Origin of the sequence: Terriglobus roseus, from assembly GCF_900105625.1 — a bacterium.
Classification (GTDB): Bacteria; Acidobacteriota; Terriglobia; order Terriglobales; family Acidobacteriaceae; genus Terriglobus; species Terriglobus roseus_B.
In genome coordinates this window covers 3,906,038-3,922,176 of sequence record NZ_FNSD01000001.1, presented here as the reverse complement: position 1 = coordinate 3,922,176, position 16,139 = coordinate 3,906,038, and the positions used below count along the sequence as shown (strand labels likewise).

Here is a 16,139-nt window from a genome sequence, read left to right as displayed (position 1 = left end):
GGCCCTTTTGAGGAACTCCCTCAGCAGCTAAAGCCGGTCGCATGCTGCAGGCGGAATTGGCTGCAGCCATGCCCCTCCGGAAACGCTAGCCTCCCATTTAGGGCGGACTCCAGCTCAAATCGATGTCGTATAGGCAGGCGCTACTTCTTCGAAGGCAGACCGTACACAACGATCTGCGCATCGCCCTTTGCCATCGGCCAAATGACAGACTTCATCCCCATCGCGACTGCCACTCGCTGGGCACCGGACTTCGTCGCATAGCTGATGATGCCGCCACCCATGGCTGCGCCTGTCTGCGTCTTCCAGGCGATCGCACCGCTCCTGGCATCCAGCACATAGAACGTTCCGGAGACATCGCCAGCGAAGACCACCCCGCCTGCAGTTGGAGTCACGGCCGCGATCACCGGGGATGCAACCGGACTCTCCCACATCACGCGGCCGGTCTCAGCATTCACACCGGTGATGCGGCCCTTTGCTGTTTCTGGGGGATCCATCGTGATCTTCGGATCGATCTTGCCGGGCACCCGCGTCAATGTGGTGCACCAGTCAACCGCGCCCACGTACAACATGCCCGTCTTCGGCGAGTAGGCCGCACCATTCCACTCGTTACCGCCCTGCGTCCCAGGGCAGAAACGTACAGGCTCCTGCTTGAGCGGCGCGCCAGCATTGGCGACATTTGTCACCGGCGCGACCCACGGCTTGGATCCATCCTTCGCATCGCCCGTGTATAAGCGTCCATCCTTTGTCGCAACGGCGTACCGCAAGCGATCACTCCTGCCCGGGTACAGTGCCGCAGCAGCTGACACCTCCCAGTCATGGAAGTCCTGCGCTACGAGCGGGAAGCCCTTCAGCACTGCGCCGGTGCGCGCATCCAGTGCGACGAGGTTGCTTCTTTGCGGACTGCCATCCGCGTGCGGCTTGCGTGCGGGATCACCACCCGGCACGAACAGCGTTCCCGTCGCCGTGTCCAGCGAGTAGGCCGTCCACGAGGTTCCGCCGAAGAGCGACTCATCCTCACTGGCAGTGACTGGCGCCGCCGCAGGCGCAGTGGGCCCACGCAGCGCATCATTCTCCATGCGCGGAACGAGGTACTGCTCCCACACAATTCTCCCTGTGGCCGCGTCCAGAGCGTACATACGTCCCTTGACCGGGATCGCCTCAGTGCCGGCGTTTCCTGCAAATACCAGGCCCTTCCAAGCAAGCAGGGCCGTGGGGATGCTTTCCTTCTTCGCCTTGTCAGCGATGGTCGCCTCCCAAAGGCGTTTTCCCGTTGCTGCGTCATAGGCCAGCACACGACCATCCTGCGTACCCCGAAAGACACGCCCATCCATGACAGCGACGCCACGGTTGACATCGTTCGGAACAGCAGGCGCATAGTCTTCATGCGTTCGCCACTTCTGCGCGCAGGTGTCGCTGTCCAGTGCAATCGTGTCGTGGCCGGTCGTGACGTACATCACGCCATCAACCACTACGGGTCCCGTCTGGAAGCTCGTGGTCTGATGCAGATCGTACCGGCACACTTCCTTCAGGCTGGCTGCGTTTGCCGGAGTGATTTGTGACTGCGGCGCGTAGCGCGTGCCTTCGAGCGTGCGGTTAAAGCTCGGCCAATCATTTGGCGAGACGCTCTGCGCGGAAGCAACCTGCGGGATGGCAGCTACCGCAATAGCAACAAGAATCAATGAACGCATCGATCAACACTCCTGGGGGCGCTTGCCTTCTGGTCCTAGCGAGACACTCGACGCGAGGAATCACGATAGGCATCGCCATCGCGGATTGTAGCTTGTTCCCCACAGCCGTTGGAGACTGCTGCGCCGGTAGAATCGGCCTGTGGCAATGGCGCCCATCTTCGAGCACGAGATTGTCTTCGATCCTGCACATGCGGCTGACGCCCTGCGTTCATTGCCTGCCAGTGCGGGCATCGTCGCGCTGTTCGGACAAGCCAACACAGATCGTCCGCATCTCCTTAGGGCCGCCAATCTCCGTCGCCGCCTGCAAAGCCTGCTGGAGCCCACAGAAGGGCAGACGAAGCGATTGAACCTGCGCGATCGCATTGCTCGCATTGCGTGGCGCGAGGCAGGATCAGACTTCGAGTCGCTGCTGCTGCTGCATCGCGCGATGGCCTTTGCCTTTGGAGCAGAGGAAGCCCGCAAGCGCATGCGTCTGTCGTCGCCGTACACCGTGCGCTTCGCTGCGGAGAATCGTTTCCCGCGCATCTACGTCACGAACCACCTGCGCCGCCGATCGTTACGCACCACCTTCGGTCCCTTTGCGTCGCGTTTCGCCGCGGAACGTTATTGCGAGGCCGTGGAAGAGCTGTTTCTCATTCGCCGCTGCTATCTTGAGCTGCATCCTTCGCCGGAAGATCCCGGCTGCATCTATGGCGAGATCAATAAGTGCATGGCTCCCTGCCAGCAGCGCGTGACCGATGAGGAGTACAGCGCAGAGTGTCAACGTGTGCTCAGCTTTCTGGAGACACACGGCGCCTCGCGCATCGGCGAGCTTGAGGCAGAGCGAGACGAAGCTTCGGCCAACATGATGTTTGAAGAGGCCGCGGCGGCGCACGCCCGCGCCGCGAAAGTGAAGTCTGCGGCCGCGCTTGCGGACGAGCTGGTGCAGCCGCTCAGCGATCTGCGTGCCGTCCTTTTGATGCCCTGCCCTTCCCGCGATGACGACGAGGCGCCACACGTCGCTGCATTTCAGTTTGCAGATGGCTGCATACGCGGCCCGCACCGTGTGTCTCTGCTTGGAGTGCGGCTGGCGAAGGAGCAGGCGGAGGTGGGCTCGTCGCTCTTCGCACAGCCCATGATGCTGGCGCCCGTACCGCTGGAGGGCGAAGCCGCTGCTGAAACTGCCCCGACGGAATCCGCGGCAAGCAAACGCGAGACTGCAGCCGCCAATGCCAGCGCGGAGGAACGTGTGCTGGCCGCCATTGCCGCGTTGGACGAAGGCAGTGGAGCCGAGGACATGACGGAGCTCGGAGATCATCTCGCCATGCTGAAGCGTTGGTACTACCGGCCAGAGAAGCAACGCACGGGCGCCATCTTCTTTCGGGAACGCGACAGCTGGCCGGTGCGGCGCATGGTCCGTGCGGCCGCGCGTATTGCGGCGGGCGCCACGGCGCCGGTGTTGCCGCCTGCTTAGATAGCAGCGCCCAGGGTACCGGGCAGAATAACCGGCACGCGTACCCACTGCATCCCGGCGTCCTTCGCGGCCTGTATGCCCGCGTCCGCATCCTCGAAGACGAGGCAGTCTTCCGGCTTCACGCGCAGCAGCTCTGCTGCCCTGAGGAAGGGTTCCGGATTGGGCTTGCCCTTGGTGTAATCCTCTGCACAGACAGTGACCTCGAACTTATCGGTCAGCCCCAGAGCTGCCAGCGTCTTCTCGACGTTGTCGCGGGGCGATCCGGAAACAATCGCCAGGGGGATCTCTCCGTGCTTCGCCACGATGTGTGCCAATACGGAAGCGATGGGCTGTATGTCGCCGACGCCTTCCAGAAACTGCGCTTCTTTCTGCGCAACCACTGCCTCTGCGTCCATCGTGTAACCAAACTTTTCGTTCAGCAGCTCAACCACGCGCAGCGGTGGGACACCGCCCAGAGAATAGAACAGATCCTCAGGAAATGTGCCGCCGTGAGCCTTTACCGTGGCGCTCCATGCGACAAAGTGTGCGGGCATACTATCGGCTACGGTGCCGTCCAGATCGAATAGGTACGCGCGGAAATTGCCCGCGGGCAGCACGAGTGCTTCACTGTTTGAGTCAACGGACACGGTCGTTCTCCTGGCTCTATCGTACTGTGCTTCGCGGCGCAACTTGATAGACTGCCCCTGTGATCGATCTCGCATATTCCATTCTTTCCGCCGACTTCGCGCACCTTGCCGATGAGATTGCCACGGCCGAGCGCGGTGGTGGCACCGTCTGCCACGTGGACGTCATGGACGGCCATTTCGTGCCCAACATCACCTTTGGCCCTCCGGTGGTGGCGGCGGTGCGGCGCTGCACCAGGGTGCCGCTGGATGTGCACCTGATGATCGAGGATCCGGACCGCTATATTGCCGATTTCGCGAAGGCCGGCGCGGATTGGCTGATCGTCCACCAGGAAGTCTGCCGCCATCTGCACCGCACCCTGTCGTCGATCCGCGAGCATGGTATGCAGCCTGCGGTGGTCATCAACCCCGCCACGCCGGTTGAGACGATCATCGAAGTGCTGCCCATGGTCCACCACGTCCTTGTCATGACCGTAAACCCCGGCTTTGGGGGCCAGAGCTTTATCCCACGCTGCGTCGGCAAGGTAGAACATCTGGCAGCGCTCCGCGAGGAGATGGGTTTGAACTTCCGCATCGAGGTTGACGGCGGGGTCAGCAATGACACCGTGGCGCAGGTGGTGAAGGCGGGAGCGGACCTGCTCGTCGCTGGTTCGGCGATCTACGCCGGGTCCGGGGACCCTGCAAAGACGGAGAGCAACGCCGTGGAGTTCCTGCGTCGTGCCAACGCGGCCACCCGGTCCCTGGCATAACCGGTAGACGTCCGTCTCCAGGCACCGTCAAAAAGAAGGGGCGGTTCAGGACACGTTCCCGCCTGCAGCTTAGAATAAGAAGTGAGTTTCCCGGTGGCCTGCCTGTTCGTACGGCGGCTCCTGGTACGAGGGTTTACAGGCATGGTTTCACTCTTCTCCCCGAAGGCGATCAAGACGGCTGTCGCGCATTCGTTCTTTCCGCGCCGCGGCATCGCCGTTGTTCTGCTGGCTGGCAGTTTTGCCACCGCAGCTGTGTACGCTCAGCAGGCTCCCAACGCAGCGCCCACGGCCGCAACGGACCAGGCTGCTCCCGCACCGCCAGCGAGCAGTGACCAGACGCCGACCGCGGTCATGAGCAACACCGCGCCCAAGCGCGGCCGTACCCGCAAGACCGCCGAAGACAAGAAGGATGAGAAGGTCGTCCAGTCCAAGGACACGGTCAAGAACGAAAAGGCTCGCAAGGCCCAGATGAAGATCAATCCCCTGGGCAACGTGAAGAGCAACCAGCCGGATAAGCAGCTTTATGACAAGGCGCTGGTTGCGATCAACAAGGGTCGCTTCGAAGTCGCGCGTCTTGATCTGCAGACCCTGCTGTCGACCTATCCGGACTCCGAGTATCAGATGCGCGCGAAGCTCGCCTTTGCCGACAGCTGGTACCGTGAGGGCGGCACCGCTGCTCTGGCGCAGGCGGAGACCGAATACCACGACTTCATCATCTTCTTCCCGAACGCACCAGAAGCTGCGGAAGCGCAGATGCGCATTGGCGACATCTACTTCAAGCAGATGGACCGTCCCGATCGCGATTACGCGAAGGCTGTGCACGCGCAGGAAGAGTACCGCACGATGCTGACGCAGTATCCGGACTCTTCCCTGATTCCGGAAGCCAAGCAGCATCTGCGCGAAGTGCAGGAAGTCATGGCTCAGCGCGAGTCAAGCATCGGCGAGTTCTACGGCACGCATGAGAACTGGTCCGCTGCCATCGCGCGATATCAGACAGTCGTCGATACCTACCCGCTCTACAGCCACATCGATCAGACCCTGATTGGTCTGGGCGATGCGTACGCTTCCATGTCGCGCTACATCCGCACGCTGAAGCTGCCTGAGGATGCACGTGGACGCCTCTTGAAAAATTATGACGACCAGGCCATCGCAGCTTACAGCCGCGTCGTGACGCAGTACGCCGCCTCTGCACACGTTGAGGATGCACGCGACCGCCTTGAAGCGATGAACGTGCCGATCCCGGAGCCGACGGCCGAGCAGTTGGCCGCAAGCCAGGCATTGGAAGACAGCCGTCAGACCTACAACCTGGCAAACCGCGCCAAGGGTCTGCTCTTCCGCGGACCAGACACCGTGCAGTCCGCTCGCATCGGCGATCCGTCCATGGCGGATCCCAAGGCAACGCTCGCACCCGAAGTCTCCCATCGGTCGGAACAGGCCTTCAAGGTTGCAATGGATCCGAAGGCTGGCGCAACGCCCGCAGCAGGAACCGCGGCGACGACGTCTGACGCGACCGAAGCAAACGCTGCCGCGGGCAACACTCCAGCAGCGGCAGGCGCGCCCATGAACCTGCAGGACATTCCCGCAGTGGATGCAGCCCCTGCAACAGCTGTCACTGGATCCAGCTTTACGGCGACTCCGACAGGCGTTGCGCCCGTCTCCAGCGGCGGTGGTACCGGTGTTGGCGTCACCATTCTTTCTCCCGGCGCAACGACAAGCTCACCCTCTGCCCCGCCCCCCGCCGGCAGCGTTCCTGCGAACTATGGCCTGAAGGCTGCGGGTCCGGCAAACACCGGTGACCTGCCGCCCGTCGAGAAGGCAGCGGAAGCGCCTGATGCAGTGAACGACGTCGCAGGACAAAAGACACCGGAAGGCGCGCAGCCTGTGCTCGACAAGAACGGCAAGGTCAAGAAGGTCAAGCCTGAGTTTGATAAGGGCGAGGAGTCCAGCAGCACGCACAAGAAGAAGAAGGGCCTGAAGAAGGTAAACCCCTTCTAGACCCGGCAGTCACCCGTAAGAATACGAAAGGGCAGGGATCAATCGATCCCTGCCCTTTCGCGATTCTCCCTCTCATCGAGAGGCCTCTAGACTTCCTTCATTGTGACGCCAAGAGTCTTCATCTTGCGATAGAGATGGCTGCGTTCCAGTCCCAGCGCCTCGGCCGTGCGACTCACATTGCCGTGGCACTCGTCCAGTTTTTTCAGGATGTAGTCGCGCTCATACGCTTCCCGCGCCTGCAGCAGCGTACCGAACTCTTCCGTGCGTACACTTCCCTTTGCGCCGTCACGAGCACTTTCGCGATAGACCAACACTGGCAGGTGCTTGCGCTCGATACGTTGCGCCTTGGGATTCAGGATCAGGACACGCTCAATAACGTTGCGCAACTCGCGGACGTTACCAGGCCAGTGATACTGCTTCAGCGTGGCTAACGCATCCGTGGAAATCTCAACACGGGGACGTCCGTATTGCCGACCAAACTCCTGCAGGAACTCCTGCACCAGCAACGGAATATCCTCACTTCGATCCCGCAGCGGCGGCACGAAAAATGGAATGACGTTCAATCGGTAGAACAGGTCTTCGCGGAAGTTGCCCTTGATGATTTCGTCTTCCAGATCCTTGTTGGTTGCCGCGATCACACGAACGTCTACAGCGATGGGCTGCGAGGCTCCTACGGGATAGAAGCGCTGCTCGTCCAAAGCGCGCAGGACCTTGGCTTGTGTCTTCAGGCTCATGTCTGCCACTTCGTCCAGAAAGAGTGTGCCGCCATCGGCGCGCTCAAAGGTACCTCGCTTTTCCGGTGGGCCGCCAGGGACGGCGCTATGCCGGTAGCCGAAGAGTTCACTTTCGATAAAGTCTTCGGGGATAGCAGCGCAGTTCAGTTCGATGAAGACGCGATCCGCGCGCAGACTCTCCGCATGCATGGTGCGGGCAATGCGTTCCTTGCCGGTGCCGGATTCGCCATAGATCAGCACTCGTCCGTTCGTCGGCGCCATTAGGCGAATCTGCTGCCGAAGCGCCTTCAGCGGAACACTCTCGCCTGTGACATAAGCCTTCTGCGCCAACTGCTGCTGAAACTCGCTGTTGTCCTTCTTCAACCGCCGGGCTTCCGTCGCGTTCTTGAGCACAAGCAGCGTGCGATCCAGCGAAAGCGGCTTTTCCAGGAAGTCGTACGCACCGAGTTTCGTTGCGCGCACCGCGCTCTCGATTGTCCCGTGGCCGGAAATGATGACGACTTCCGGTGGCGCCGACAAGCCCATATCCCGAATCTTCGCCAGCACATCCAGGCCATCGCCATCGGGTAGCCAGATGTCCAGCAGCACCAGGTCATATTCGGCATCCCGGATCAGTTCCAGCGCCTCCGTGGCCGTTCCTGCACTGGCCGTGGCATAGCCCTCCTCGCCCAGGATCCCCTCGAGCGATTCTCGGATCTCGGCTTCATCATCGACGACGAGAATGTGGGTCACGCGGTGTGCACCTCGGGAGATGAGGCTTCGGATGCACCGGCGACGGCAGCGGCTGTATCCTCGCCGTTCTCCGACGCGGAAGCTACCGGCAGTTCAAGGATGAACCGCGCTCCATTGGGTGTATTGCCTTCGGCGCGGATGGTCCCCTGGTGGTCTGCCATGATCTTCGCCGCAATGGTGAGGCCCAGCCCCGTGCCACGCTGCTTGGTGGAGAAGTACGGCAGAAACAAACGCTCACGCATCTCGTCGGTGACGCCAGGCCCCGTATCTGCGATCACAAGCTCCAGCATGCCGGGAGACTGCTCACTGCGGCGCGTCTCGATATGGATCTCCCGGCGGAGACTGGTCTGCATCGCCTCAGCGGCGTTATCGATCAGGTTGGAGAGCGCACGCTTGATCGCTTCAGGATCAGCCATCACAAGCGGCAACTCAGCCGCAAGCGAGAGCACCACCGTCACCCTGTTCAAGCGACCGGCGAAGAGGCTTAGGGAGTTCTCCACGATCGTGTTGAGGTCGGCTGGACGAGGACGAGCATTCGGAAATTCTGCCAGCGACGAGAACTGATCAACCAGCGAACGCATACTGTCTACCGACGAACTGATGACTTCGCTTGACCGGTGGATGGTGGCAATCGAAGGTGACTCAATCTCACGCTCACGCAGAAGATCGCCGAGCCGGACAATGTGCCGGCGAATCTGCTCGGCGGAAAGGGCAATCGGCGTCAGAGGATTCTTGATCTCGTGTGCTACGCGACGCGCCACTTCCTTCCACGCGGACTGTTTCTGCGCGCGCAGTAACTCGGTCGCGTTCTCAAGCACCACAACGTAGCCCGTAGCACTACGCACGCCCGAGTTGTTTGTTTCAAGAATGGCTGCGGTAATGGCAATATTCAGCGTGCCGCCAGGAGCGTGCATCTCTGTCTCCGCCGATGCGGACCCCATGCGGTGGCTGCGCTGCAGCAGGCGGTCGATACTCTCCATCGCGTCGCTCGGAATCACTTCATCAATCAGCAGTCCGATAAAGGCGCGCTGACCACCCGGATCGAGCATTTCGCTGAACGCCCGGTTCGCCACGCGGATACGACGATCCACATCCAGCATCACGACGCCATTCGGGATCGTCTGCAACATCGTCTCAAGCTCACGACGGCGCGACTCAAGCTCAACGTTGGCCTCAAACACCTGGATGGTCGTCTGCTCCACCAGCCGGCGACTTGTCTCCAGATCTTCTGCCATGGTGTTGAAACTCTGTACCAGATCGCCGAGTTCTTCCGTTGCGGACGCCTCAACGCGTTGATCGTAATTTCCCTGCGCAATTGCGCTCATGGCGTCCGCCAGCGCTTCCACAGGCTTCGTGACCTGTTTCGAGAGATGCAACGCGAGCCAGCTGATGATGAAGAGCGCAAGGCTCGTGATCATCAGCAGCAGGACCATGTAGGTTCCGCGGATCTGCTTCCTCATGCGGAAGAAGGTCCAATACTGCTGGCCCGCACGATCCAGTTCGCCGATGTGAGAAGTCATGCCCTCTGGCAACGGCGCAGCCGCGACCACGAGCAAGCCCGACGCCGTGTGTGCCGAGCCAAGAATGTAATCAACGCCGTTCGCTGTCAGGATGGGTTCGTCGTGGCTTTGAATGGCCTCCAACACGATGATGTCGAAGGGCCCCGCCGATCGCTTCTGAAAAGGCGCGATGGTGGGCGAGGCGCCGGCATCCTCATCCAGAAGCGCATCCTGTGCCTGCCACGTGCTCAAAGAAGCTTGGCCAGTCGGTGTCCGGAAGCGTGAAACAACGACATTGCCGCTGTAGACCTGAGCAAAGCCGCCGAGCAGCGTCACCTCATGGCTCTGCATGGCGCGCTGCATGTTGGACGGACTGTTCGCATCGGCTCCGCTCGTAGCAATATCGCCTGCGATCTCTTCCGCCTCAGAGCGAGCATTCGCTGCGATGTAGCGGGAAAGGTCCAGTGCAACCTGCGCGGATTCTTCTCGCAGATGTGCGGCGGGCTGCGCGAACCAGCGCTCCACACCTCGGTTCATCAGCAGGTAGCTGAAACCAAACATGCAGCCTACCGGCACAAGCGACACCAGGATGGCGCCCCACAGCATCCGCGTACGCAAACGTGCCCCAAGCACGCGGCTGCGCTGGTCCGCGTACAAACGCAGAACATTCCGCATTAACAAAACAAGGGTTGTAAGGAACAGCAGGAAGGCGAGGAACGAGATGGACGTGAAAAGAAAGATCTCACGCGGTGTGTTCGGGTTAAGAAAGTTCAGGCGAAAGGCATTCAGCGCCGCCAGCCCAAGGAACAACAAAAGAAGGAAGACACCCAGCACAATCATCAAGATTTTGCGCTGACGCGTTGTTCCCACCGTGTGCCCTCACTCTCTCGTGCGTGTCGAGATTATAGGCTTGCGATCTGCGCGGGTGCTCCACGCCTCACCGTTACGACGTGGGCATTCGATACGCGGCATTGGAGCAAGGAAATCCGGAACCCATGTCTCAAACGCGAGACATGGGTCACCGTTTGCAGGTTCTGGCTTAAGCGACCAATTCCGCGACAGGCTGCCAGTCCTTGCCCTGCGACTCTGCGACTGCCTTATACGTCAGCGTGCCGTTGTATGTGTTCACACCCTCGGCAATGCCTTCGTCTGCCTTGATCGCCGCGTCTGCGCCACTCTCCGCCAACTTCATCACGTAAGGAAAAGTCGCATTCGTAAGCGCCAGCGTAGACGTGTTCGGAACCGCTGCGGGCATGTTCGTAACGCAATAGTGCACGACGCCATCGACGACGTAGGACGGGTCGGTATGCGTGGTGGGACGCGCCGTCTCGATGCAGCCACCCTGATCGATCGCGACATCGACCACGACCGCGCCCGGCTTCATCTTGCTCACCATGGCAGCTGTCACCAACTTGGGAGCAGCAGCGCCCGGAATCAGAACGCCACCAATCAGCAGATCGGCCTCCGCCGCAGCGCGAGCAATGTTGTACGGGTTTGAAGCCAGCGTGAAGACGCGGCCATTGAAAATATCGTCAAGGTCTCGCAGACGGTTCAGGCTAAGGTCCACGATCGTGACCTTCGCGCCCAGTCCCAGCGCCATCTTGGCCGCATTAATGCCCACGATACCGCCGCCGATGATGACCACATTGCCCGGCGGGACGCCCGGAACGCCGCCCAGCAACAGGCCACGGCCTCCATTCTTCTTCTGGAGATACTCCGCACCGACCTGTACGCTCAACCGTCCCGCAACTTCGCTCATCGGAGTCAGCAGCGGCAGCGATCCTGCGCGGTCGCGGACCGTCTCATACGCAATACCGGTCACCTTCTTCTCGAGCAGAGCCTCAGTCAAACCGGGCAGAGGTGCCAGGTGCAGGTAGGTGAACAACAGCAAACCCGGCCGGAAATACTGGTATTCCTTCTCGACGGGCTCCTTCACCTTGACGACCATGTCGGCCAGCCGCCACACGTCGTACGCGCCACCAACGATCTCGGCCCCCGCGGCCTGGTATTCGTCATCGGTGAAGGCAGAAAGATCACCTGCACCGGTCTGCACGAGCACGGTGTGCCCTGCTCCAACCAGCGCATGCACGCCGGCCGGGGTTACGCCTACACGGCTCTCGTGGTCTTTCACTTCCTTCGGAACGCCAACAATCATGCTTCTCACTCCTGTTCCCTTCTAGGGTACAGAACTGTGAGATGCAGTCGCGGAAATGAGAGGCCGCACTTCGCGCCATGGCAGGCCTAGAACTGGAAGTAAATGAATGGCCGGTAACCCAGCGGCAGCAGCGCAATTCTCCGCTGGAACAGCACGTTTTCTGTCTTCGTGACATAAGCCTTACGACAATCTCTGGTGCCCACTCGCACCGGTATCGCCTACTATGGGCAAGTCAATCCGCCGTCATGACCCGGCTCATTCGTGAGCCCTGCGTTATGCTTGTGCAACATGTCAACACAGGCACGCGGTCGTTTCACCGGCAGTAACGCTTCGGTGTTGCTTGACCTCGTCCGTGGACTGGCAGCTGCGCTCGTAGTCTGCTCACATTGGCGGAACCTGTTCTTCGTGGACTACCGGAATCTACCTCAGAATCTCAAGCGAGGGTTCCTTCTTCCGTACCTGCTCACGTCCGGCGCACATCGCTCCGTAGTGCTCTTCTTTGTTCTCAGCGGTTATTTCATCGCGGGCAGCATCTTCCGGTCCGCGGGACAGGGGCCGTGGAACTGGCAGGATTACGCGCTGCGCCGGATCGTTCGCCTTTGGATCGTGCTCATCCCGGGTCTGCTCCTATGTGCAGCATGGGACGGGCTGGGCCTGAGTCTGCATCGCGCACCCTTGCTCTACGCAGGTTTAAGTGGCAACCACCTGATGGGAAACGTCGCCACGGCGAGGAATTGGCCAACGTTCTTCGGTAACCTCTTTTTCCTCCAGTCGATTCACGTCTCCACCTTTGGCAGCGACACGCCGCTGTGGAGCCTTGCTAATGAGTTCTGGTATTACGCCCTATTTCCGATGGGGTGGCTTGCGCTGCGCCGGCCCACGCAGCTATGGGTCCGCCTTCTGTGTGGCACGCTCTTCCTTGGCACGGCCTACTTCGTTGGTCGTGGCATCCTCTTCGGCTTACCCATCTGGCTGCTCGGAGCGTTGCTCTATCGACTCCCTCCGCCCAGCAATCGTCCCTGGATGCGCTGGCTCGCTGCAGCCGTCCTTGTAACCACGGTTTATGGGCTGCCGAACTGGGGCGGCAATTGGAATGACATCCTCTTTGGCGTGATCTCAGCAGTCTGCATCTGGGTCTTCCTTTCCGATCGCCAGACTGCCAGAGAACGTGCGCCTCTCAGCCAGTTCTCGAGAGGCATCTCGCGATTCTCCTTCACCGTCTACGTAGTTCACATGCCCCTGCTTATGCTGCTGGCATCGCTGACCGTAGGAGATGGACGATGGGTTCCTTCGCCTCGCTCGGTGGCCACCGCCGTAGCAGTCCTCCTGTCGACGCTTGTCTACGCGTGGCTGATCGCATCTCTCACGGAGTTCCACACAGATCACATGCGCCAGCAGATTGAGCGGCTTCTTGGCATGCGTGTCACGCGCCCCTCGCAGCACCAGAAGACCTTGCCGGTATGACACCAACGCCGCATTGGCAAGCTCACCTCACACGCAGCGTATAAGCATTACAATCAATCCAATACAAGATTGAGCAGGTCAGCACACAGAATGCCTCAAAACGGATATCAGGGTCGCACCTCCCGCTCGCGCTCCATGCGGTCGCTTTTCTCGCTGTTTTCGAACGATCTCGCGATCGATCTGGGCACGGCGAACACGCTGGTCTACGCCAGCGGCAAGGGCATCGTTGTCAACGAGCCCTCCATCATCGCCGTGAACAAGATCACGAACGAGGTTGAGGCCGTGGGCAAGGAAGCGAAGGAGATGGTGGGGCGCACCCCCGGCAACATCGTCGCCATTCGGCCCATGAAGGACGGCGTCATCGCCGACTTCCGCCACACGGAGAAGATGCTGAACTACTTCATCCAGAAGGCGCATAACCGCAAGATGCTGGTGCACCCGCGCATCATCATCGGTGTGCCGTCTGAGATCACGCAGGTTGAAAAGCGTGCCGTGGAAGACAGTGCCTACCGCGCGAAGGCGTCTGAGGTGTACCTGGTTGAGCAGGCCATGGTGGCTGCGATCGGCGCCGGTCTGCCCATTACCGAACCCGGCGGCAACATGGTTGTCGACATCGGCGGCGGCACTACGGATATCGCGGTGATCTCGCTCGCGGGTATCGTCTACTCGCGCTCGGTGCGCATGGCCGGCAACCAGATGGACGAGGCTGTCGCCAACTTCCTCAAGCGCAAGTACAACCTTCTCATCGGCGAGCGCACGGCAGAGCAGATCAAGATGGAGATCGGCTCGGCCTTCCCGCTGGACAAGCCGCTGACCATGGAAATCAAGGGCCGCAATCTGATCGAGGGCGTACCGAAGACCATCACCATCGACGACTCGGAGATCCGCGAGGCGCTTGGCGAATCCATTGCGACCATCATGAATGCCATTCGCGTGGCACTCGAGCGCACGCCCCCCGAACTTTCGGCGGACATCAGCGACCGCGGCATCGTCCTGACAGGCGGCGGCGCGCTCATCAAGAACCTGGATCGCCGTATCCGTGAAGAGACGGGCTTGCCTGTTTCCATCGCCGATGATCCGCTTGCCTCCGTGGTGCTGGGCACCGGTCGTATGCTTGCCGACTTCGGCCTGCTGCGCAAGATTGCTATCGACTAAGGTGTCCGCTCTGCCGGCGCATCGGGAAGGGCATGGCATCCGCCATGCCCTTCCGAGCATCAGCCTGCAGAGCGCCCGGCAAGTGCCAACAGAAACGTAAGCCAAAACCGTATCGCAGAAACGAACCGCAACCCTGACGCCGATGGAATCCTTCTTCAGCCGCTTCAAGAGTGCCCTGGTGCTGCTTGCTGTGCTTCTGGCGCAGGTGATCGGTCTGGCCTCGCAGGTGAAGCGGCCACAGTACGGGTCACGGGAAGACGGCCATCATGTACGCCTGGCGCGGGCGTGGGCAGCGTACACCGTTTCCCCGATGGAATCGATTCTGAAGCACTCTGGCGGAGGCATTCGCGGTCTGTGGCATAACTATGTCGACCTGCGGCACGTGCGCCAGCACGACAAAGACCTGCAATATCAGATTGACCAGCTGCGACTGCAGGAAGCTTCGTTGGCAGAGGACGCGCGCCAGGGTCAGAGGCTGCAACGCATGCTTGCGTTCAAGCAGCAGTACATCGGCAAGACCATCGCGGCGCAGATCATCGGCACAGGCGGCGGAGATGGATCACGCATCGCCACCATCGACAAGGGATCAGCGGACGGCATTCGCCCGGACATGGCTGTCATCACGCCGGATGGCATCGTCGGTAAGGTGCGCGATGTCTTTGCGCAATCGGCCCAGATCCTGCTGTTGAACGATTCAAGTTCGGGCGCCGGTGTCCTCTTGCTCACGACGAGAACCCGCGGCATCCTGCGTGGTGGCCCGGGCGGCACGCTCGTCATCACCAACCTGATGCCGGATGACCGGATCAAGCCGGGCGAGCAGCTGATCACCAGCGGTGGAGACCTGGTCTTTCCCCGCGGCCTTCCCGTGGGGAACGTCATCAGCAGCAAGCCAGACCCGGAGCATCAGCCCTACGCCCTCATCTCTATCAAGCCCGCGTCAAATCTCGACCGCCTGGAAGAAGTGCTGATCGTCACAGACGTGGCTGAGCAACTTACCCGAAATAAGTCCGGCGACGAGGAGGCAGACGAAGCCGGCAAGAAGGCAGCCGAAGTCGTTGCCGACCGCCTTCCGAGCCTCAAGGAGGCGAATACTGCGCCATTGAAGCCCGGCGAGACTGCGCCTACGGCCACTCTGCCGAAACCGCCGCCGCCACTTCACTCGGATCGCTACTCGCCGGGCGCAATCCCTTCCGCAACGTCGCTGCAACCGGGTGGCTCAAATACGGAATCCGGTCCACCGGTAAGCCCGACCAGGGCCGGGGAGGGCCGGTAGATGGCAAGGCGATTCACGAACCGGCGGGAGCTGGAAGAACATCACTTCCATCCGGCAGTCCTTGTCGCAGTGCCGCTGGGCGCCCTGTTCCTGCATGCCTATCTGCCTCATATATGGGCTCCGCTGGGCATACTGGACCTGCCGCTGATCCTGGTGCTGTACTTCGCTGTCTCCTGGCGCTCCCCCATTGCCGGTACGCTGATCGGCACGGCTATCGGCCTGTTGCAGGACCTGCCCAGCAACCAGTACATCGGCTTCAATGGCATGGCCAAGGCCATCATCGGCTACGCTGCTGCCTCCATCGGACTGAAGATCGATGTGGAGAACGTGATCACCCGAGCAGCGATGAACTTCGGCTTCTGCCTGCTGCAATCCGTACTGTTCTTTGTGATCGAGCGATTCCTGTTAGGCAACAGCACCTACGCCCTGCGCTGGATCCATGAATTACTGCGAGCGGCGATCAACGCAGCAGTGGCACTGCCGATCTTCTTCCTGCTCGACCGCACACGCATGGACGAGTAGTGATCGCACTCGTCTTGGGCAATCGCTGTGCCTGTTTTTCATAGCGGTCCCCTTGAACCTGACATCTTCGCGATGAAGTGACGACGCAAACTGATAC

General features: G+C 60.8%; 12 protein-coding genes. 7 read left to right on the top strand and 5 right to left on the bottom strand.

Going from position 1 to position 16,139, the window contains the following annotated elements; all coding sequences use genetic code 11:
• Positions 1-140: 140 nt before the first annotated feature.
• Positions 141-1,688, bottom strand: a complete 1,548-nt coding sequence (locus BLW03_RS16395) for an outer membrane protein assembly factor BamB family protein (RefSeq protein ID WP_074655124.1) — start codon at positions 1,686-1,688, stop codon at positions 141-143.
• A gap of 145 nt (positions 1,689-1,833) precedes the next feature.
• Here BLW03_RS16395 and BLW03_RS16390 point away from each other — a divergent pair, with 145 nt between their 5' ends.
• A complete protein-coding gene (locus BLW03_RS16390) occupies positions 1,834-3,141 on the top strand; it encodes an excinuclease ABC subunit UvrC (protein WP_244502211.1) in 1,308 nt (435 codons plus the stop codon).
• Here BLW03_RS16390 and BLW03_RS16385 read toward each other — a convergent pair.
• On the bottom strand, positions 3,138-3,767 hold the full coding sequence (locus tag BLW03_RS16385; RefSeq protein ID WP_074655122.1) for an HAD family hydrolase: 630 nt from the start codon (positions 3,765-3,767) through the stop codon (positions 3,138-3,140). The two genes, BLW03_RS16390 and BLW03_RS16385, sit on opposite strands and share 4 nt — an antisense overlap.
• 59 nt (positions 3,768-3,826) lie before the next feature.
• Between BLW03_RS16385 and rpe the strand changes: the two genes are divergently transcribed.
• Together rpe and BLW03_RS16375 are read left to right on the top strand one after the other, a co-directional pair.
• Entirely contained in the window at positions 3,827-4,513 is a 687-nt protein-coding gene (gene rpe / locus BLW03_RS16380; protein WP_074655121.1) for a ribulose-phosphate 3-epimerase, read from the top strand.
• Positions 4,514-4,594: 81 nt separating this feature from the next.
• Positions 4,595-6,508, top strand: a complete 1,914-nt coding sequence (locus tag BLW03_RS16375; protein ID WP_244502122.1) for an outer membrane protein assembly factor BamD — start codon at positions 4,595-4,597, stop codon at positions 6,506-6,508.
• A gap of 86 nt (positions 6,509-6,594) precedes the next feature.
• On the opposite strand, the gene BLW03_RS16370 is transcribed toward BLW03_RS16375, so the two are convergent.
• The 3 genes from BLW03_RS16370 to ald all read right to left on the bottom strand — a co-directional run bounded on the left by BLW03_RS16370 (position 6,595) and on the right by ald (position 11,628).
• The gene (locus tag BLW03_RS16370; RefSeq protein WP_074655119.1) at positions 6,595-7,974 is read right to left on the bottom strand and encodes a sigma-54-dependent transcriptional regulator; all 1,380 of its coding nucleotides are present in this window, start codon (positions 7,972-7,974) and stop codon (positions 6,595-6,597) included.
• The gene (locus tag BLW03_RS16365) at positions 7,971-10,343 is read right to left on the bottom strand and encodes a sensor histidine kinase (RefSeq protein WP_074655118.1); all 2,373 of its coding nucleotides are present in this window, start codon (positions 10,341-10,343) and stop codon (positions 7,971-7,973) included. The genes BLW03_RS16370 and BLW03_RS16365 overlap by 4 nt, the downstream gene beginning before the upstream one ends.
• A gap of 169 nt (positions 10,344-10,512) precedes the next feature.
• Complete coding sequence (ald, locus tag BLW03_RS16360; protein WP_074655117.1) at positions 10,513-11,628, bottom strand: alanine dehydrogenase; 1,116 nt, start codon at positions 11,626-11,628, stop codon at positions 10,513-10,515.
• Between the two features lie 288 nt (positions 11,629-11,916).
• Between ald and BLW03_RS16355 the strand changes: the two genes are divergently transcribed.
• The 4 genes from BLW03_RS16355 (at position 11,917) to mreD (ending at position 16,042) form a co-directional block, all read left to right on the top strand.
• Positions 11,917-13,092, top strand: coding sequence for an acyltransferase family protein (locus BLW03_RS16355; RefSeq protein WP_074655116.1), 1,176 nt, complete (start codon positions 11,917-11,919; stop codon positions 13,090-13,092).
• A gap of 90 nt (positions 13,093-13,182) precedes the next feature.
• Entirely contained in the window at positions 13,183-14,247 is a 1,065-nt protein-coding gene (locus BLW03_RS16350; RefSeq protein WP_014786753.1) for a rod shape-determining protein, read from the top strand.
• 142 nt (positions 14,248-14,389) lie between these two features.
• Entirely contained in the window at positions 14,390-15,520 is a 1,131-nt protein-coding gene (mreC, locus tag BLW03_RS16345) for a rod shape-determining protein MreC (protein ID WP_074655115.1), read from the top strand.
• Entirely contained in the window at positions 15,521-16,042 is a 522-nt protein-coding gene (mreD, locus tag BLW03_RS16340) for a rod shape-determining protein MreD (RefSeq protein ID WP_074655114.1), read from the top strand. It begins immediately after the preceding gene.
• Positions 16,043-16,139: the final 97 nt, after the last annotated feature.

Coding starts and splice junctions, on each gene's coding strand:
- BLW03_RS16390 (WP_244502211.1), top strand. CDS start 1,834: ATGGCGCCCATCTTCGAGCACGAGATTGTCTTCGATCCTGCACATGCG.
- ald (WP_074655117.1), bottom strand. CDS start 11,628: ATGATTGTTGGCGTTCCGAAGGAAGTGAAAGACCACGAGAGCCGTGTA.
- BLW03_RS16355 (WP_074655116.1), top strand. CDS start 11,917: ATGTCAACACAGGCACGCGGTCGTTTCACCGGCAGTAACGCTTCGGTG.
- mreC (WP_074655115.1), top strand. CDS start 14,390: ATGGAATCCTTCTTCAGCCGCTTCAAGAGTGCCCTGGTGCTGCTTGCT.
- BLW03_RS16395 (WP_074655124.1), bottom strand. CDS start 1,688: ATGCGTTCATTGATTCTTGTTGCTATTGCGGTAGCTGCCATCCCGCAG.
- BLW03_RS16350 (WP_014786753.1), top strand. CDS start 13,183: ATGCCTCAAAACGGATATCAGGGTCGCACCTCCCGCTCGCGCTCCATG.
- mreD (WP_074655114.1), top strand. CDS start 15,521: ATGGCAAGGCGATTCACGAACCGGCGGGAGCTGGAAGAACATCACTTC.